The sequence below is a fragment of the Streptomyces sp. NBC_00513 genome (assembly GCF_041431415.1).
Classification (GTDB): domain Bacteria; phylum Actinomycetota; class Actinomycetes; order Streptomycetales; family Streptomycetaceae; genus Streptomyces.
In genome coordinates, this window is record NZ_CP107845.1 from 4,254,998 (window position 1) to 4,274,611 (window position 19,614).

Consider the following 19,614-nt stretch of genomic DNA (forward strand, 5'->3'; position numbering starts at 1 on the left):
CCCGCCACCGACAACGCGGCTACGCGGGGGCGACCAGCAGTGGCCGGGCCCGTTCGCGCAGCTCCACGACACGCGGTTCGTCGCCGTACGGTTCCAGCCGGTGCAGCAGGTCCCGTACGTACTCGTTCGTCCGCGCGGAAGAGATCCGTCCCGCGACCTCTACTGCCCGGGTACCGGCCGCGCACGCCGCGTCGAGGTTGCCCGACTCCAGCTCCGCGACCGCGCTCACCACCAGGCGCAGACCGTGCGAGCGCACGTACTCCTCGGTCGGGCGGGACAGCGCCTGCTCGGTGAAGCGGCGGACCTGCCGGGGGAGTTTGAGGTCTCGGTAACATTCCGCCGCATCCGCCGCGAACCGGTCGTAGGAGTAGAAACCCAGCCAGGTCGGATCCGCGTCGCCCTCCCGGGCCCGCTCCAGCCAGCCCTCGGACGCCCGCAGCGCCGCCCCGGCGGCCACCGGGTCGCCGGCCTTCGCGTGCGCCCGGGCCTCGACGAGGCGGAAGAAGCTCATGGTGCGGGCGGTCGCGAGGCCGCGGTTGCGCTCGACGGCGGCCTGGGCCAGGTCCACGCCCTCGTCCGGGAAATCCCGGTAGGTCGCCTGGAGGGACATCGAGGCCAGCACGTACCCGCCGAGCGGTACGTCCGCGGCGGCCCGGGCGAGCCTCAGCGCCTGGATGTAGTAGCGCTGGGCCGCTTCCTGCTGACCGGTGTCGAAGGCCATCCACCCGGCCAGCCGGGTCAGTTCGGCGGTGGCGCCGAACAGCGCGCGCCCCACCTCGTCGGTGTACGAGCCGAGCAGCAGGGGCGCCGCGTCCACCCGCAGGCACTCCGGGACCATCGAGGAACGCCAGTCGCCGCCGCCGTACTTGGAGTCCCAGCGGCGCGCGTCCTCGGCGGCCTCACGCAGCTTGGTGACGTCGCTGTGGCCCACGCGCTGCGGGAACACCTCCGCCGGCGCCGGGGCCCCCTTCGTCGCACCACCCGGCTCGCGCGGGGCGTGCGCGGTGCGCGGCGTGGACGCGACGCGCGGGGTCTCCGGGATCCGCGGGACCACATCGGACGGCGCGGAGGCCGTGGACGGGACGGAGGCCGTGGACGGGACGGAGACCGGGGGCGCGGTGGACGACGGGGGTGCGGGGGGCGGCGCCTCCGCCGGGAGTTCCCGCGCCCGCGACTCGCCCGAACCGGCCTCCGGCTCGCGCGCGACGGAACTGTCGGCGGGGGATATCAGCCAGCGCGAAGCGGGCGTCGCGTACGCGGACACGGCGAAGGAGCCGGCCAACGACTGCCAGATCCCGCCACCGCCCCGCCGGCCCGCGAGGTCGAGCCGGTACAGATCCGTGGCCGACCGCACCGCCGCCCCCACGTCGCGGGGGAAGGCCAGACCGACCTCCGGCGCGGGGTCGGCGTCCGCCAGCCCGATCTCGTGCAGCGGCACCGGCCGCCCCAGCTTCGCTCCGATCGCGGCGGCGATCAGATGCGGGGCGGCGCCCTGCGGCACCATCCCCTTGGACACCCAACGCGCCACCGACGTCTTGTCGTACCGAAGCGTCAGGCCGCGCTGTGCGCCGAGGTCGTTCACCCGCCGGGCCAGCCCCGCGTTGCTGATGCCCGCGAGGGCGAGGACGGCGCCGAGCTTCTCATTGGGCTCGCGGAGCTCCCTGGACATGCGCCACCCCTCGTCACACGCGGAACGCAGACGCCGCCGGGGCATAGGCGCCCGGCATTTCGTAAACCCAGCGTAGTTCCCCGCCTCCCAAGCGTTAAGGCCTCCACTTCCGTATGGCGGGATTGTTGTCCGTACGCACAGTCGGGGTGGGGCCCACACCCGGGGCGCACGTGTCAGCGCGTGCTCCGTCCGTGTGGCCGTGCGCCCGTCCGTGCGCTCTGGCTGCCCCCCGGGCCCGACGATTCGATGTGCGGTGCGTGGGTCGGCCCGCCGCGTGGATCGGGTGGGCCGGGGGACGCCGCTGCCTCAATCCCCGCGGGTGGCGGAACGGTTCGGGGGGTGGTTCCCGCCTCCCGGGCCGCGCCCCGGGAACCCGGGCGGCGCGGGAAATCAGTACGGCCGAAGAATGGCCGAAACCGACCTATGGGACGCCGGGCACGGAACGCCAAATACCGCGTGGCGGGGGCGTGTTCGTTTGCATGTGCGCCCCCCTTAACCCCTCTCGCACGCCTGTCTCGTGGCAGCATGGACCCCGAGCCACCCGGGGTTCGTACGGTCGCGCCCGCACGCCGACCACGCTGTACGTGCCCCGGTCATGTGCCCACAGGCTGGGGAGGCGGCGGCGTGCGCTGGTTGGTCGGGTGGAGCAGTATCGCCGCGAGCTTCGGCACGGCCGGACGCGTCTCCGGCCAGGGCGTTTCCGGTTCCGCGTACGGGTCCTCGCACCGACCCGGCGCCGACGGCCCCCCGTACGGAACCGCCTACGCGGACCCCCCGCACGGCGGCATCGCCGACGCGGCCCACCCCGACGACCCCGCCGCCCAGGACGCCGAACGCACCGTCCAACCCGTCGGCGCCCAACTCTTGTGGGGCGACCCCGACCCCCTCTGGGCCGTCGGCGACTGGCGCCCCGACGAGATCCGCACCGTCACCGCCGACCCCGCCGACCCGTTCACCCGGCTCGCCGTCCTCGGCTGCTGCGGAGCCACCGACGCCGAACTGCGCCGCGCCCTGTACGCCGCCCGCGGCGGCGCCCTGCGCCACCTCACCCAGTGGTCCGGCAGCTACACCGCCGTCGTCCAGGCCGGCCGCCGCATCACCGTCCTCGGCGACCTCGCCGGCGCCCGCCCCGTCTTCTACACGCCCTGGGCGGGCGGCACCGCGTACGCCACCGCCGCGCTCCCGCTCGCCGACCTCATCGAGGCACAGCTCGACATCGGCCACCTCGCAGCCCTCCTGGCCTGCCCCGACAGCCCCGAGGCACTGGGCGACGGCACACCGTACGTCGGCGTTCGACGCATCCCGCCCGGCCACACCCTGATCCTGCGCGAGGGCTCCCGCGAGATCACCGGCTACGAATCCGTGGCCTCCCTCGCCGTGGCCGCCCCCGAGGCCGACCCCGAGCGCGCCGTGGAGGGCGTGCGCGAAGCATTGGTCGACGCGGTGCGCGCCCGGCTCACGGCGCCCCGCCATGCCCCCGACACCCTGCTCCCCGACCCCGGCCCCGTGCCCGGAATGGGACCCGCCGACCGCCGCGCCGCCCGCGGCGCCCCCGCACCGGGCGTCGGCGCCGACCTCTCCGGCGGCAGCGCCTCCGCGACCCTGGCCCTCCTCGCCGCCGGCCTCCCCGGCTCCCCGGGCACCGTCCTGCGGCAATCCGGCGAACGCCTCCTCGCCGTCACCTTCAACGACCTCGCCACCCCCCAGGGCCGCGAGGGCGAACTCGAACGCGCCCACGCCATCGCCGCCGACCCCCGCCTCCACCACGTGGTCGTGGCCGCCGCCGAGGAAGCCCTCCCGTACGCCGAACTCGACGGCCCGCTCACCGACGAACCCGGCCCCTCCCTCGTCTTCGCAGCCCGCGAACGACGCAGACTCGCCGCCGGCTCCGCCGACCACTTCACCGGCCACGGAGCCCGCCAGGTCCTCGACGCCCACCCCGCCCGACTCGCCGACCTCCTGATGGACCGCCGCAGACGCCACCTCCTGCGCCCCGTCGCCGCCCTCGCCCGCTCGGCCGCCGGCGAGTCCCTGTTCGTCCCGCTCACCGTCTACTCCGCCGCCCGCCGCCTCGCCCGCACCCCGTACCGCGCGGGCATGGAAGCCGCCGCCGCCCGACTGCGCGACGGAGCCCCCTCGGCCGGCGCCCTCACCCCCGTCGACGCCTCCCTCGCCGCCCTGACCTGGTCCCGCCCCGGACCCGCCGCGGGCTGGCTCACCGGCGAAGCCCTCGCCGAGGTCGCGATCCGACTCACCGCCGCCGCGGGCCGCCCACCCCTGTCCCTGCGCCCCGGCGAAGCCCGCGCCCGCGCCGTCCTCGCCCGCCACGCCGCCGACCACCGGGTCTTCGAGCAGGCCGTCGAGGTACGCAGCCAACGCCTGCACGCCCCGTTCCTCGACAACCAGGTCGTACGGGCCGCCCGCGCCCTCCCCGAGTCCCTGCGCGTCCAACCCGGCGCCCGCGCGACGATCCTGCGCAGCGTCCTGTCCTCCGCCGGAGTACGCCAACTCCCGCCCGGCTGGGGCGTCACCGCCCACGCCCCCAACGAGACCGCGACCCGACTCGGCCTGCGCGCCGCCCTGCCCGACCTGCTCGCCCTCTTCGCCACCCCCCTGCTCGCGGACGCGGGTCTGATCGAGGCCCGCGTCGTGCGACAGGCCCTGCTCGACGCGGCCGACGGCCGGCCGGTCCCCCTGGACGGCCTCGCCGAACTCGTCTCCATGGAACTGTGGCTCCACCGCCTCCTCGCCCGCCGCGGCACCTGCTGGACGGGCACCACCGCCCCCCGCCGCCGAGCCGTCCCCACAGGCATCCCCCACCGCCGCCCAGCCCTCTCCTGACACCCCGCCGCCGCTCCCAGATCCCCGGGACCGCGCCGAATCCAGCCCCGCCGCTCCCAGATCCCCGGGACCGCGCCGAATCCAGCCCGCCGGCGTTTGAGGCGCCCGGCGCAGCCGGGGCCGGCAGCGACGCGGCGGCACGCGGCACGGACAAGCACCCCCAAGCACGCGGCACGCGCCACGCGCCACCCGCCACGCCGCCACAAATCCCCACCCACCCCGGCCAGGGGAAGGGCAGAATTGCCCGGTGCAGTACCTCCTCCTCGGTCCCACCGAGGCCCGCGACGACTCCCACGCCCCCCTCCCCATAGGTGGCGCCCGCCTCCGCGCCCTCCTCGCCTCCCTCGCGCTCCGCGCCGGTGCCCCGCTCGCCGTCACCGTGACGGACCTCGTCGACGAGGTGTGGGGCGACGACCCGCCCCGGGACGCGCCCGCCGCCCTCCAGGCCCTCGTGTCCCGGCTGCGCCGCGCCCTCGGTGCGCGCGACCGCGTCCTCGCCGACCCGACGGGCGGCTACCGTCTCGCCGCGGCCCCCGAGGACGTGGACCTCCACCGCTTCACCCGGCTCGCCCGCGATGGCGCCCGACAGCTCGACGACCCCGCGACGCCCCCCGCCATCGCCGCCGCGACCCTCCGCTCCGCCCTCGCCCTCTGGCGCGGCCCGGCCCTCGCCGACCTTCCGGAGCCGGCCCGCTCCGCCCTCGCCGCCGCCCCGGAGGCCCTCCGTACGGCCGCGCGGCGCGGCCGCGTCGAGGCCGAACTCCGGGCCGGCGCCGCGGACCCGGCGTCCCTGCTGCCCGAGCTGGACGCGCTGATCCACGAGCACCCGTACGACGAACCCCTCCGCGTGCTCCAGCTCCGGACCCTGCGCGCCGCCGGCCGCCCCGCCGACGCCCTCGCCGCGTACGAGCGCACCCGCCGCACCCTCGCCGACAGCCTCGGCACCGACCCCGGCCCCGCCCTGCGCGCCTTCCACGCGGAACTCCTGCGCCCGCCCCCGGAACCCACCGCGCCCCCCGAACCGCCGGAGGCCCCGCGCGGCAACCTCCGCCCCCGCCTCACCTCCTTCGTGGGCCGCGAGCCCGACCTGGAGGCCCTCCACGGCGACCTGTCCCGGCACCGCCTCGTCACCCTCATCGGCCCCGGCGGCTCCGGGAAGACCCGCCTCGCCGAGCACGCGGCGGCCGATCACCCGGAACCGGGCTGGCTCGTCGAACTCGCCCGCCTCGACCACCCCGCGGCCGTCCCCGGCGCCGTGCTCAGCGCCCTCGGCCTGCGCGAGAACGGCCTGGTCGCCCGTGAGAAGTCACCGGCCGAGGACCCCACCACCCTGCTCATCGACCACTGTGCCCACCGCGGCCTGCTCCTCGTCCTGGACAACTGCGAGCACGTCATCGGCGCGGCCGCCGAACTCGCCGACCGGCTCCTCGCGCACTGCCCCGGCATCCGCGTCCTCGCCACCAGCCGCGAACCCCTCGGCGTTCCCGGCGAGGTGCTGCGTCCCGTGGAGCCCCTGCCGCCCGATCCCGCGCACCGACTGTTCGCCGACCGGGCGGCGGCCGCCCAGCCCGGGTTCACCCCGGACGACGACCCGGCGGCCGTCGCCGAGATCTGCGCCCGCCTCGACGGCCTTCCGCTCGCCATCGAACTCGCCGCCGCCCGGCTGCGCCTGCTCACCCCGCGCCAGATCGCCGACCGGCTCGACGACCGGTTCCGGCTCCTGACCGGCGGATCCCGCACGCTCCTGCCCCGCCAACAGACCCTGCGCGCCGTCGTGGACTGGTCCTGGGACCTGCTCACCGAACCCGAACGCGCCGTCCTGCGCCGCCTCGCCGTCTTCACCGGCGGCTGCGATCTGACCGCCGCCGAGGCCGTCTGCGCGGCACCCGCCCTCGACGTGGCCGACGTCCTCGGCTCCCTCGTCGACAAGTCCCTCGTCCTGGCCGAGCCCACCCCCGACGGCATGCGGTACCGGATGCTCGAAACCATCCACGAGTACGCCATCTCCCGCGCCGCCGACGAGCCGGCGCAGGCCCGTACGACCGCCCTGCGCCACGCCGCGCACTTCCTCGCCCTCGCGGAGGAAGCCGAACCCCTGCTGCGCTCGGCCGCCCAGCTGCCCTGGATCCGGCGCGTCGAGACCGAGTTGGACAACCTCCGCGCGGCCCTCGACCTGGCCGTGCGGGACGGCGACTCCGACACCGCCCAACGCGCGGTCTTCGCCCTGGGCTGGTTCTGGTGGCTGCGCAACTACCGGATCGAGGGCGCCGAGTGGACCGCCCGGGTCCTCGCCCTCACCCCGACCGAACCGCCCGAGGACTCACCCGCGTACCTGACCCACCAGCACCTCCAGGTGCTCCACATGTTCCTGCGCTCGGAATCCAGTGCGGCCGAGGAGTTCCGTACCCCCGAGTACCGGGCGCTCACCCGCCGCTTGAAGGAAACCTTTCGCCGCGGCTCCCCGGAGACCAGCGCCTTCCCCGGCATCCTGTGGCCCACGACCGCCCTCCTCACCGGCGATCTCCTCGACTTCCACGCCGACCTCGACGAGGCCGTGGAGAACTGCCGCCGATACGGCGGGGATTGGGAACTCGGCGTCATCCTCATGCTCCGCACCCATGTCGCCATCGACATGACCGGAGGCCTGCACACCGTCGACGCCGACCTCGTCGAACTCCACGAGATCGCCGACCGTGTCGGCGACCGCTGGACGCGGGCGCAGGTGTCGAGCGCCGCCGGCGAGGTGGCCCTGTCCCGTGGTCAGTACGACTGGGCCCGCATCGAGTACGAGGAGTGCCTGCGCCTCGCCCGCGAGGTCGGCGCCCACATCGAGGCGCCCTTCGCCATCGCCCGGATCGCGGAGACCGCCTACTGCTCCGGGGACATGGAAGGAGCCGAACGGCTCCTCGCCGAGTCGGACCGGGAGTCGCGCAAGTACGGAGGGGTGTACGACGTACGGGCCTTCGCGCGCCTGCTCGCCTCGATGATCGCCCTCTACCGTGGCGACCACGCCAAGGCCCGCGCCGAGTACGTCGTGGCCCGCGCCGAATCCAAGGGAGCCGGCGTCCCCCCGCAGTTCATCGCGGGGCTCGACAACATCGAAGCCCTCCTCGTCGCCCACGACCAGGGCCCGCGCGCCGCGCTCGCCGGCGCCGGACCCGCCTTCGCCGACGCGATCTCCACGCGCTGCGCGGAACGGGTCCTGGCCGCCCTCGCCGAGACCGCGGCCGGGTTGCTGGCCGCCACCGACCGGCCCGGGGAAGCCCTGCGGATCCTCGCGGCGGCCACCGCCTGGCGCTCGGGACACCCCCGCTCGGTCCCCGAGGAGGCGTTCCTCGACGGGTTCCCCGAACGAGCCCGCGCCCTCCTGGGCCCCGCCCGCTCCGCGGCGGAGGAGGCGGCGGGCGCCGAACTGACCCCGCCCGAGGTCGCGGCCCTGCTCAAGAGCGGCTGCTGATCACCTGCTCAAGAGCGGCTGATCGCCGCACCCACATGCGGCTGATCGCCGCACCCACATGCGGCTGATCGCCGCACCCACATGCGGCTGATCGCCGCACTCACATGCGGCTGATCGCCGCACTCACATGCGGCTGATCGCCGCACTCACATGCGGCTGATCGCCGCACTCACATGCGGCTGATCGCCGCACTCACATGCGGCTGATCGCCGCACTCACATGCGGCTGATCGCCGCACTCACATGCGGCTGATCGCCGCACTCACATGCGGCTGATCGCCGCACTCACATGCGGCTGATCGCCGCACTCACATGCGGCTGATCGCCGCACTCACATGCGGCTGATCACCGTGCTCACGTGCAGCTGATCACCGCGTCGGCCCAGCTCGCCAACGCCGGCAGCCGCCCCGGCCCGACCCGTTCCACCACCAGACGCAACGTCTCGTGTCCGGCCAACGACACCTCGACCCGGGCGGGCGCGTCGCCATACCCGAGGGCGCCGGACCGCCACAGTCGCCGCCCGTCGCCGTACACCGAGAACCGGACCTCGCCGTCGGTCAGCAACGCCAGACCGTCCACCCCGGCCCGCGCGGAGAAGCTCGCGCACTGCCGGTTGAGGTTGATCTCCACCGAGGAACGGGCGTCGACGGTGATTCCCTGCGAGAACCGCCGCCCCCCGACCTCCAGCCCCCAGCGCTGCCACACCCAACTGCCGGCCCAGGTCCGCAGTTCCGGTGTGCTGTGCTTCCCGTACCCGGAGTATCCGAGCCGCGCCAACGCGAACCCCTGCGCCGGCGCGGGCACCGCCGGAGCCGGCGACTTCGGCGGCGTACGGGTGGGCGAGGGCTTCGGCGCCGGGCGTACGACGGCCGCCTTCGACGCCGACGGCCTGGCCGAAGGCGCCCGACTCGGTGCCGGCGCGGCACTGCGCCGAGGCGGTACGGCAACCCGCGCCACCGGTGCCTTCACCGCCGGTGCCCTCGTCACCGGCGGGCTCGGCTCCGGCGCGGGCGGGGCCGGAGCGGGCACCGCCGGCGCCGCCACCGCGGGCGCCGGCTTCGCCCGGGGCGGCGGGGCGGAATCGTCCCCGGCCAGCGCGAACACCACCCCGGCGGCCGCCGCGACCGCGATCCCGGCGGCGATGGCGGCCTTGGCCGGCAAGCCCAGACCCTCGGACACCACCGCCCCGCCGGCCCCGGCCGAAGCCCCGCCACCCGCGCCCGCACCTGCGGCACCTGCGGCACCTGCGGTCCCGGCCGAGGATCCACCGACCGCGGCGGCGGCAGCCCCCGCACCACCGGCGGCCACGGCCCCACCGGCCACCACCCCGGCCGCCTTCGCCGCGTACCCGGCCGCGAACCAACCGATGACCGCCACCGGCAACAGCGCGGGAATCCCCGCGTTGACGTCCTTGAGTTCCCCGGCGGCGAGCCGGCACCTGACGCACTCCTCCAAGTGCTTGCGCAGCCCCCGCTCCGCCCGCACCCGCAATCCGCCCCGGGCATAGGCGCCCAACCGGTCCGCGTACCGCGCGCAGTCCCCGCCCTCGACCAACGCCGAACTCACGTGGGCCTGCAAGTAGGCCTGCTTGAGCCCTTCACGTGCCCGACTGGCCAGCACCGCCGTCGCGTTGGGGCTCAGCCCGAACAGCGGGGCGACCGCACTCGGCGATTCCTCCTCGACGGTCGTGTGCCACAGCACGGCCTGCCACCGCTCGGGCAGGCTCCGGAAGGCGCGCATCGCCAGGGACTGCTCGGCCTCGTGCATCGCCCGAACGTCCGCGCCCCACTCCAGGGTGTCGTCCCCGGAGAGCCCGGCCAGCCCCGCGCCACCCTCCGCACCCGTGGCCGCCTGCTCCGCGAACACCGCGAAGTCCTCGACCAAATGCTCCCGTTTGGCGGTCTTCGCCCACGAGGCCGCGACCCGCCGCACGGTGGTGAGCAGGTACGCCCGCACCGAATGGTCCGGCCCCGCCCCGCCCCGCACCGCCTGGAGGGTCCGTGCGAACACTTCGCCGGTCAGGTCGTCGGCGGTGTGCGCGTCCCGGCAGCAGGTGCGCGCGTAGCGCCGTACGGAATCGGCGTGCCGACGGAACAACTCCTCGTACGAACCGTCGTCACCCCCACGCATCCGGGCGATCAAGTCCGCGTCCGATGGCGGTAGTTCGCCGTCCTCGATTCCCGGACCGACGTGCCGACCACCCGGCTCGCGCTGCGCGGGTACCTGCCGGGCGGGCAGGCTGCCCGCCTCGACCTCGCCGCCGGCGCCACCGAGAGACTCGTCTCGCCCGTCAACGTTCATTGCGGAAGCCCCCGCACGGCACACTCAACCGGTACACCGATCCAGCGTGGCACACGGCGCGGGCGGGCCGGCCCCCTCTCACTGCCATCCACTCATCCGGGGAACATCCGGCGAATCGCCGTGCTGATCCTCACCCGTTCGAGCGAGTGGCCGTTCGAGGGAACCGGTCGACCACGTCCACGAAGACCGACACGAAGACCGCCACGACGACCGACACGAAGGCCGCCCGACACGCCGATCACCGCACGGCACCACCACACACCGAGCCGCACGCCGGTCACCGCCCACGAATCACGCGGGTCACGGCACACCGCCGACGCCGATCACCGCACGACGCGCACGGGCCACGCCGCCCACCGCACGCGGATCACGGCACGACGCGGGTCACGGCACGCCGATCACGGCACCGAGCCGATCACGACGTGCCGATCACGACGTGCCGGTCACTGCGCCGAGGACCACGATGCGCCGCTCACCGCACCGCGTACCGATCCCCACACCGCACCGCACCGCTCCCCGCACCCGGCCCAGCCGATCAGCACCGCACTCCGACTCAGACCGTGCGGGACCGCAGACCCTCCAGGAGGATCTCCAGCAGTCGGGCCGAAGCCGCTGCCTGCTGCGCCGGGTCCGGCAGTGCGGGCGCGGCGGTCGCTATCACCAGCAGCACATCGGCCACGGTGACGTCGGCACGCAACTCACCCGCCTCCCGGGCACGGTCCACCAGTCGGCCGACCACCTCCAGCAGCGCACCCGCGCCGGAGTCGTCCGAGAGCTCGTCCTCGACGGCCGTCCGCGCGCCCACGACCCGAAGGTCCGGCCCGCCGGTCCCGCCGGCCTGACGCTGGTGCGGAACCCTGGCGGCCTCGGCCTCCTCGATCCCGTCCTCGGCGGCCGAGCCGACCCGCAGCACCTGCGGCGGCAGCAGTCGTCCGGCGCCGGAGGCCACGGAGGTGCGCAGGAAGCGCGACAGCGCCTGCCACGGCTCCTCCTCCTGGCCCAGAGCGGACGTGGCCTGGTCGGTCAGTCGGGCGGTCTCCTCCTCGGCTATTCGCCGGACCAGCACGTCCTTGCTCGGGAAGCGCCGGTACACCGTGCCGACACCGACGCGGGCGCGCCGCGCCACGTCCTCCATCGGAGCCCCGTAGCCCAGCTCGCCGAAGACCTCGCGGGCCGCGCGCAGGACGTGTTCGAGGTTGCGCTGGGCGTCGACACGCAGCGGCGTGGAGCGACCCATGCCGTGCGTGGTGGCACCTGTCATCACGCGGCCGCTGTCAGCAGACAGAGCGGTCGCAGAGCCATGGAAATCGGAAATGTGCATATGTTTCCCCCGGTAATCATCTGTCTCCCCCCGGAGACACTCCCCGCCTTCACGCCGAGGGGGGCCACGGTCACGGGGCCCTGGTCCTACTCCTCGACGAGTTACGAACATAGTTGAGCCAGAGTCAATTCAGAAGGGGCAGCCTCGGACGGAGCACCGCCCGATCGGAGCATTCACCCCCACTTTTCCGCCGCAAGCCTCCGGAATCACTCCCTCCGCACCTGCTGACCTGCGCTCCTGCACCCGGATCCACACCCTCCGACAGACCCGCCCCACCACTCTCTCCGGTCACACAATCTGCCGGGCCTGTGGACAAACTCCCGGCCACGTTGCGTCATGGGGTGGTGAAGGCTGCTAACTCGCGGGGCACGGCCCCCGGTACCCCGACCCGAACGCGCATCCTCATCGTGGGCGGCGGATACGTCGGCATGTACACGGCGCTCCGGCTCCAGCGAAAGCTGAGATCCGGCGAAGCCGAGGTCACGGTGATCACCCCCGAGCCCTACATGACGTACCAGCCCTTCCTCCCCGAGGCGGCCGCCGGATCCATCTCCCCCCGCCACGTCGTCGTGCCCCTGCGCCGCGTCCTGGCCAAGTGCCGCATCGTCATCGGTCAGGCCCAGCGCATCGACCACGCCAAGCGCGTCGCGACCGTCACCACCCTCGCCACCGCCGAGGAGGGCGCCGGCGACATCGAGATCGCCTACGACGAACTCGTCCTCGCGCCCGGCTCCGTCTCGCGCACCCTCCCCGTCCCCGGGCTCGCCGACTACGGCATCGGATTCAAGACGGTCGAAGAGGCCATCGGCCTGCGCAACCACGTCATCGAACAGATGGACATCGCCTCCTCCACCCGCGACCCCGCCATCCGCGACGCCGCCCTCACCTTCGTCTTCGTGGGCGGCGGATACGCGGGCGTCGAGGCCCTCGGCGAGCTGGAGGACATGGCACGCTTCGCGGCCCGGTACTACCACAACATCAAGCCCGAGGACATGAAATGGGTACTGGTCGAGGCCAGCGACCGGATCCTCCCCGAAGTCGGCCCCGAGATGGGCGTCTACACCGTTCGTGAACTGCGCCGACGCAACATCGACGTACGCCTGGAAACCCGCCTCGAATCCTGCGAGAACCGCGTCGCCGTCCTCAGCGACGGCGCCCGCTTCCCCACCCGCACCGTCGTCTGGACCGCCGGCGTCAAACCCCACCCGATCCTCGCCGCCTGCGACCTACCCAAGAACGAACGCGGCCGGCTCGCCTGCACGGCCTTCCTCACCGTCGAGGGCGTCGAACACGCCTGGGCGGCCGGTGACGCGGCAGCCGTCCCCGACATCACCGCCGCCGAACCGGGCCGCGAATGCGCCCCCAACGCGCAGCACGCCGTCCGCCAGGCCCGGTCCCTCGCCGACAACCTCCTCGCCGCCCTGCGCGACGAGGTCCTCACCGAGTACGCCCACAAGTACGCCGGTTCCGTCGCGTCCCTCGGCCTCCACAAGGGCGTCGCGTACATCTACGGCCGCAAGCTCAAGGGCTACCCGGCCTGGCTGATGCACCGCACCTACCACCTCAGCCGCGTCCCCACCTTCAACCGCAAGATGCGCGTTCTTGCGGAATGGACCCTCTCAGGTCTGTTCAAACGCGAGATCGTCTCCCTAGGCTCCCTCGAACACCCCAGGGCAGAATTCGAACTCGCGGCAGGAGGCGGCCCCAAGCACCCGTCACCCCCACCCGCGCCCCAACCGCCGAAGGACGGCCAGAGCTGACGTTGTCAGTCCGGTCGGCCACACTGGACGTGTGACCATAGGTGGGCTCACACCTGCACAGAGTGACACCGTCCGCGATCGACTCCTGGGGGGCACCGCCCAGCGGCAGCTGGGGGAGACACAGCGACCACTTGCGACACCACGAGGCTTGAACGCAGTGAACTTCACCCGCTGGAGCGCCCGGTTCCCCGGAACGCAGCGCCGCGCCGCCGCCCGGACCGAACACGCCGCCGCCCAGGCCAAACGGGGAGAAGGCTCGGTCCCCGCAGCCCGCGGCGCGGCCACCCACGCCCCGGCGCCCCCGAGCGACGGCACCCCCGCGGAACCCACCGTCTCCGGAACGGGTACGGGCCCCCTCCCGGCCGCACCCGCCCTCGACGAACTCTCCGTACGGGAGGTCCTCGGCCTGCTCCCGGCACTCGTCGCCTTCGTTCACGGCCCCGACCACCGCGTCGCGTACGTCAACGACGCCTACGTCGCCGGCTTCGGCCCCCGCGTCCCCGGCGGCCCCGCCCACCAGGCCCTCCCCGAACTCGGCGACCTCGGGTTGCTCCCGCTCCTCGACCAGGTCCAGCGCAGCGGCAAGCCCCGTACCGCCAAGAACCGCACCGCACCCGGCGGCGGCAACTCGTACACCGTCACCTGCACCCCGGTCGAGTTCCCCCAGACCGACACCGCCTCCGCCCAAGGGCCCCACACCGGCGTACTGATCCACCTCGCCGACGTCACCGACCACGCCGAGGCCGCGGAACGGCTGCGCGCCAGCGAGCGCCGCCAGCGCGAGGCCGCCGTCACCCTCCAGCGCTCGCTCCTGCCCCAGGAACTGGAACAGCCCGACGACCTCCGCATCGCCGCCACCTACCAGCCCGGCGGCACCGAGGCCGCCGTCGGCGGAGACTGGTACGACGTCATCACCCTCGGCGCCGGCCGCACCGCCCTCGTCATCGGCGACGTCATGGGCCGCGGCGTCCGCGCCGCCGCAGTCATGGGCCAGCTGCGCACCGCCGTCCGCGCGTACGCCCGCCTCGACCTCCCGCCCCACGAGGTCCTGCAACTCCTCGACGGCCTCGCCGCCGAGATCGACGCCAGCCAGATCGCCACGTGCGTCTACGCCGTCCACGACCCCAACGAGGGCCTGCTCGCGTACGCCTCCGCCGGCCACCTCCCGATCCTGGTCCGCGACGAGCACGGCACCGTACGCCGCGCCGCCGACCCCACCGGCCCGCCGCTCGGCACCGGCGGCTGGCTGCACACCTCCGGCACCATCGCCCTGGGCCCCGGTTCCACCGCCGTCCTCTATACCGACGGCCTCGTCGAACGCCGCGGCGAGGACATCGACGAAGGCGTCGCCGCCCTCGAACGCGCCCTCGCCGGCGCCCAGGGCACCCCGTCCGTCATCTGCGACCGCCTGATGCGCGCACTCGGCGTGGACGCCGACCACGACGACGACGTCGCCGTGATGGTCCTCCAGCAGCCCGCCCGCACCGGCGCGGACGCCGAGCTCTTCCACAACGCCGCCCTGGAACTCCTCGGAGGCATCGAGGCGGCACCGCGCGCCCGCGCCTTCGCCCAAGGAGTCCTCGCCTCCTGGCGTTTCCCGGTCGAGCTGTGCGACCTCGGCGTGCTGGCCGCCAGCGAACTCGTCGCGAACTCCCTCCAGCACGGCACCCCGCCCATGCACCTCCGGCTGCGCCGCACCGACCGCCGCCTGATCATCGAGGTCACCGACGGGGACGACCACCTCCCGCGCCGCCGCCGCGCCGAACCGGCCGACGAGACCGGCCGCGGCATCTCCATCGTCGCCACCATCGCCTCCAACTGGGGTTGCCGCCGCACCCCGGGCGGCGGCAAGGCCGTCTGGTGCGAGTTCGCGCTCCCCGACAAGCAGCCCGACAAGCAGTAGGACGACATGACGATGCCCCCGGTCCGAGAGAGGACCGGGGGCATCGTCATGAAGCGACCTACACGGAAGCGGGCTCCGCGGCCTTCGCCACGGCCACCGGAACCGCCGGCGCCGACGGAGCGCCCTTCAGCAGCGACGGGTTGTCCTGCGCCGGCGTCAGCTGCTTGCCGAGCCGCAGCGCCAGCCAGGCGATCCCCAGCGAGACCACCACGAACACCCCGATGTAGAGCATCGGCACGCCCGCACCGAGCGGCACACCCAGCGGCCCCAGAGCCAACGCCATCTGCTTGACCAGCGCGAAAGCGGAGTTGTACTGCCCCACGGAACCCTCCGGCGCGAGATCCGCGACGAGCGGCGCGAGCGTCGGCGACAGCATCGCCTCACCGATCCCGAAGAGCGCGTACGTGGTGACGAACGCGGCCGCGGCCATCACGGCGCTGCCGTGCCCCAGCCCCGAGAACCCGGCGATGAGCCAGGCACCGGTCCAGATCAGACCCACCAGCGCGATCACCCGCGACCGCCGCCGCTTCTCGACGAGCCTCAGCACGACGAACTGCGCCACGACGATCGCACCGGTGTTGGCGGCGAGCGCGAACCCGAGCGTGGAAGGCGAGATCCCGGCAGCCTCGGTACCGAAGGCGGCAAGACCCGACTCGAACTGTCCGTAGCAGGCGAAGAAGACCACGAAGCCCAGGACGAGCAGCTTCACCATGGCCTGGTGCCGCAGCATCCGCTTCCAGCCCCCGCCCGCCTGCGAGGGGTCCCTCGGCACGGCGTCCTTGATGCTCGGCGCGTGCGGCATCCGCACGGTGGCGATCACGCCCGCCAGCACCAGGAACATCACGGCCTCGATACCGAACAGCAGGGTGAAGCTGCCGGGGTGCGCGACGTCCACGATCTGGCCGCCGATGAGCCCACCGATGCCGAGACCGAGGTTCTGCATGAAGAACTGGAGCGCGAAGGCACGCGTACGGGTACTCGGGGTCGAGCACCACACGATCATCGTGGCCAGCGCCGGCTGCATCACGGCCTGCCCGGCGCCCAGCGCCAGAGCGGACAGCAGAATCGGCACCAGCCCGGTGGACAACCCCAGGGACAGCGCCCCGACGGACGCGGCCACCGCCGCACCCATCACGACGGGCACGGGACCACGTCGGTCGATGATCCGACCGGTGAAGGGCAGCGCGACGAGAGCGCCCAGGGCGAAGGCCACGAACGCGCTCGTGGCGGCCATGGAGCCCAGATTCCGCACCTGCGCCACGTAGATGTAGAGGAACGGAACCGTGAAGCCGATGCCGAACGCGGTCAACGCGTTCCCGGCCTGGATCCGCCGCATCGCAGCGCCCATCACCTTGGTCACTTTCACCACCTTGATAACTGAAGCCTGAAGACTTCATCCCTAAAGTTCGAAGCTTAACTCTACACATCGAAGGAGTTAGACGCCAACGAGCTCGTGCCATACTTCGGGCCATGGGTGACACCGACGGCACTACGCCTGTCCACGAACCGAGCCTCGACGAGCAGATCGCCGTCTATCAGCGCGAGTTCCAGGACCTCGATCCCCAGGTCGAGAAGGTGGTCTCGGCGCTGAGCCGGCTGAACCGCCGCATGAACGTCGCGTACGGACGCCAGACCGCGGCCCTGGGCATCAGCAACGCGGAGTGGGAGGTCCTCAAGGCCCTCGTCATCTCCGGATCCCCGTACCGCATGGGCCCGAGCGAGCTCGCCAAGCAGCTGGGCCTCACGCCGGCGGCGATGACTCATCGGATCGATCGGATGACGTCGGAGGGCCTGGTCACCCGCGAGCGCGACGAGTCCAACCGGGTCCGCGTGATCGTGGAGCTCACGGACGAGGGACGCAGCAAGTGGCTCGACGCGATGCGCGCGGCCACGGTCTTCGAGGAGGACCTCCTCCAGGACCTCTCCACCGCGGAGCGCGGCGTCCTGGGCGACATGCTGACCCGCCTCCTGGACCGCGTCGAAGACCTCCAAGCCAGGGGTTGACACACCCCCTGCGGATCCGTAAGGTTCTTCGAGTTGTCCCAGAGTCAACTGGTTTTGGCGACAACAACTCCCGCCGCCTCGTTGCGGCACCCAACTCAGCACGATCTCCCACCGGGAACGAATTCGGCATGTCCGAATTAATTTCCGAAGGTCGATTATGAATCGCCTGGGAAGTCCACTAGAGTTCTGGGAGTCGGAAGGGCCCAACAGCCCGGAAGACAAGCCCCGCTGACTGGGAGTCAGGCCCGAAAGGTTCTGATAGAGTCGGAATCGCCGGAAAGGGAAACGCGAAAGCGAAGAACCTGGAAGGCGGAAAACAAGCGAGACTGACTCTGATAGAGTCGGAAACGCAAGAACGAAGGAAGCGCCCGGAGGAAAGCCTGAGAGGGTGAGTACAAAGGAAGCGTCCGTTCCTTGAGAACTCAACAGCGTGCCAAAAATCAACGCCAAAAGTTGATACCCCGTCCATTTCGGTGGATGAGGTTCCTTTGAAAAAGACCTGTGAGGTCGCAGCTTTCGGGTTGTGGTGCTTGCAGGCGATTACACAGCGAGGATGCAGTGGTCGATCGGTCTTATTCCGACATGATCGGCCCGCTCTAAGTGCGTGTGCACCCGATTACGGGTAAACATTCATGGAGAGTTTGATCCTGGCTCAGGACGAACGCTGGCGGCGTGCTTAACACATGCAAGTCGAACGATGAAGCCCTTCGGGGTGGATTAGTGGCGAACGGGTGAGTAACACGTGGGCAATCTGCCCTTCACTCTGGGACAAGCCCTGGAAACGGGGTCTAATACCGGATAACACTCCTGCCTGCATGGGTGGGGGTTAAAAGCTCCGGCGGTGAAGGATGAGCCCGCGGCCTATCAGCTTGTTGGTGGGGTAATGGCCCACCAAGGCGACGACGGGTAGCCGGCCTGAGAGGGCGACCGGCCACACTGGGACTGAGACACGGCCCAGACTCCTACGGGAGGCAGCAGTGGGGAATATTGCACAATGGGCGAAAGCCTGATGCAGCGACGCCGCGTGAGGGATGACGGCCTTCGGGTTGTAAACCTCTTTCAGCAGGGAAGAAGCGAAAGTGACGGTACCTGCAGAAGAAGCGCCGGCTAACTACGTGCCAGCAGCCGCGGTAATACGTAGGGCGCAAGCGTTGTCCGGAATTATTGGGCGTAAAGAGCTCGTAGGCGGCTTGTCACGTCGGATGTGAAAGCCCGAGGCTTAACCTCGGGTCTGCATTCGATACGGGCTAGCTAGAGTGTGGTAGGGGAGATCGGAATTCCTGGTGTAGCGGTGAAATGCGCAGATATCAGGAGGAACACCGGTGGCGAAGGCGGATCTCTGGGCCATTACTGACGCTGAGGAGCGAAAGCGTGGGGAGCGAACAGGATTAGATACCCTGGTAGTCCACGCCGTAAACGTTGGGAACTAGGTGTTGGCGACATTCCACGTCGTCGGTGCCGCAGCTAACGCATTAAGTTCCCCGCCTGGGGAGTACGGCCGCAAGGCTAAAACTCAAAGGAATTGACGGGGGCCCGCACAAGCAGCGGAGCATGTGGCTTAATTCGACGCAACGCGAAGAACCTTACCAAGGCTTGACATATACCGGAAAGCATTAGAGATAGTGCCCCCCTTGTGGTCGGTATACAGGTGGTGCATGGCTGTCGTCAGCTCGTGTCGTGAGATGTTGGGTTAAGTCCCGCAACGAGCGCAACCCTTGTCCTGTGTTGCCAGCATGCCCTTCGGGGTGATGGGGACTCACAGGAGACCGCCGGGGTCAACTCGGAGGAAGGTGGGGACGACGTCAAGTCATCATGCCCCTTATGTCTTGGGCTGCACACGTGCTACAATGGCCGGTACAATGAGCTGCGATACCGTGAGGTGGAGCGAATCTCAAAAAGCCGGTCTCAGTTCGGATTGGGGTCTGCAACTCGACCCCATGAAGTCGGAGTTGCTAGTAATCGCAGATCAGCATTGCTGCGGTGAATACGTTCCCGGGCCTTGTACACACCGCCCGTCACGTCACGAAAGTCGGTAACACCCGAAGCCGGTGGCCCAACCCGTAAGGGAGGGAGCTGTCGAAGGTGGGACTGGCGATTGGGACGAAGTCGTAACAAGGTAGCCGTACCGGAAGGTGCGGCTGGATCACCTCCTTTCTAAGGAGCACAGTACCGATTGCAGACAAATGTTCTGCACGGTCAGCTCATGGGTGGAACGTTGATTATTTGGCACGGTCTTCCAAGACATTCTGCAAGTACTGCCCTCGGGCGTGGAAAGCGGTGATGGTCGCGGAGGGTCGTGCCTGGCACGTTGTTGGGTATCTGAGGGTACGGCCGTAAGGTTGTATCTTCGCGATGCCGG

The 19,614-nt window shown here is 71.6% G+C and carries 9 protein-coding genes and 1 rRNA gene; 6 read left to right on the top strand and 4 right to left on the bottom strand.

What is annotated here, in order from left to right; genetic code table 11:
- Positions 1-19: 19 nt before the first annotated feature.
- Complete coding sequence (locus tag OHA84_RS19705) at positions 20-1,669, bottom strand: sporulation protein (RefSeq protein ID WP_266970479.1); 1,650 nt, start codon at positions 1,667-1,669, stop codon at positions 20-22.
- Between the two features lie 624 nt (positions 1,670-2,293).
- On the opposite strand from OHA84_RS19705, the gene OHA84_RS19710 reads away from it, so the two are divergent.
- The gene (locus tag OHA84_RS19710; RefSeq protein WP_371591424.1) at positions 2,294-4,510 is read left to right on the top strand and encodes an asparagine synthase-related protein; all 2,217 of its coding nucleotides are present in this window, start codon (positions 2,294-2,296) and stop codon (positions 4,508-4,510) included.
- A 247-nt stretch (positions 4,511-4,757) separates the two neighbouring features.
- The gene (locus OHA84_RS19715; protein ID WP_266970477.1) at positions 4,758-7,967 is read left to right on the top strand and encodes a BTAD domain-containing putative transcriptional regulator; all 3,210 of its coding nucleotides are present in this window, start codon (positions 4,758-4,760) and stop codon (positions 7,965-7,967) included.
- A gap of 353 nt (positions 7,968-8,320) precedes the next feature.
- On the opposite strand, the gene OHA84_RS19720 is transcribed toward OHA84_RS19715, so the two are convergent.
- Positions 8,321-10,267: a sigma-70 family RNA polymerase sigma factor gene (locus OHA84_RS19720; RefSeq protein ID WP_266970475.1), complete on the bottom strand. Its 1,947-nt coding sequence runs from the start codon at positions 10,265-10,267 to the stop codon at positions 8,321-8,323.
- Between the two features lie 553 nt (positions 10,268-10,820).
- Positions 10,821-11,588 (bottom strand): TetR/AcrR family transcriptional regulator, encoded by a 768-nt coding sequence (locus tag OHA84_RS19725; protein ID WP_053676183.1) that lies wholly within the window; start codon positions 11,586-11,588, stop codon positions 10,821-10,823.
- 341 nt (positions 11,589-11,929) lie between these two features.
- Between OHA84_RS19725 and OHA84_RS19730 the strand changes: the two genes are divergently transcribed.
- Together OHA84_RS19730 and OHA84_RS19735 are read left to right on the top strand one after the other, a co-directional pair.
- Entirely contained in the window at positions 11,930-13,348 is a 1,419-nt protein-coding gene (locus OHA84_RS19730; protein ID WP_266948831.1) for an NAD(P)/FAD-dependent oxidoreductase, read from the top strand.
- A 157-nt stretch (positions 13,349-13,505) separates the two neighbouring features.
- Positions 13,506-15,251 carry an ATP-binding SpoIIE family protein phosphatase gene (locus tag OHA84_RS19735; protein ID WP_266950645.1) on the top strand — a complete coding sequence of 582 codons (1,746 nt, stop codon included), beginning with the start codon at positions 13,506-13,508 and terminating at the stop codon, positions 15,249-15,251.
- Between the two features lie 58 nt (positions 15,252-15,309).
- On the opposite strand, the gene OHA84_RS19740 is transcribed toward OHA84_RS19735, so the two are convergent.
- Positions 15,310-16,599 (bottom strand): MFS transporter, encoded by a 1,290-nt coding sequence (locus OHA84_RS19740; RefSeq protein ID WP_199826444.1) that lies wholly within the window; start codon positions 16,597-16,599, stop codon positions 15,310-15,312.
- A gap of 122 nt (positions 16,600-16,721) precedes the next feature.
- Between OHA84_RS19740 and OHA84_RS19745 the strand changes: the two genes are divergently transcribed.
- Both OHA84_RS19745 and OHA84_RS19750 read left to right on the top strand, forming a co-directional pair.
- Entirely contained in the window at positions 16,722-17,255 is a 534-nt protein-coding gene (locus OHA84_RS19745; protein WP_053676179.1) for a MarR family winged helix-turn-helix transcriptional regulator, read from the top strand.
- A gap of 629 nt (positions 17,256-17,884) precedes the next feature.
- Positions 17,885-19,409 (top strand): 16S ribosomal RNA (locus tag OHA84_RS19750).
- Positions 19,410-19,614 lie beyond the last annotated feature (205 nt).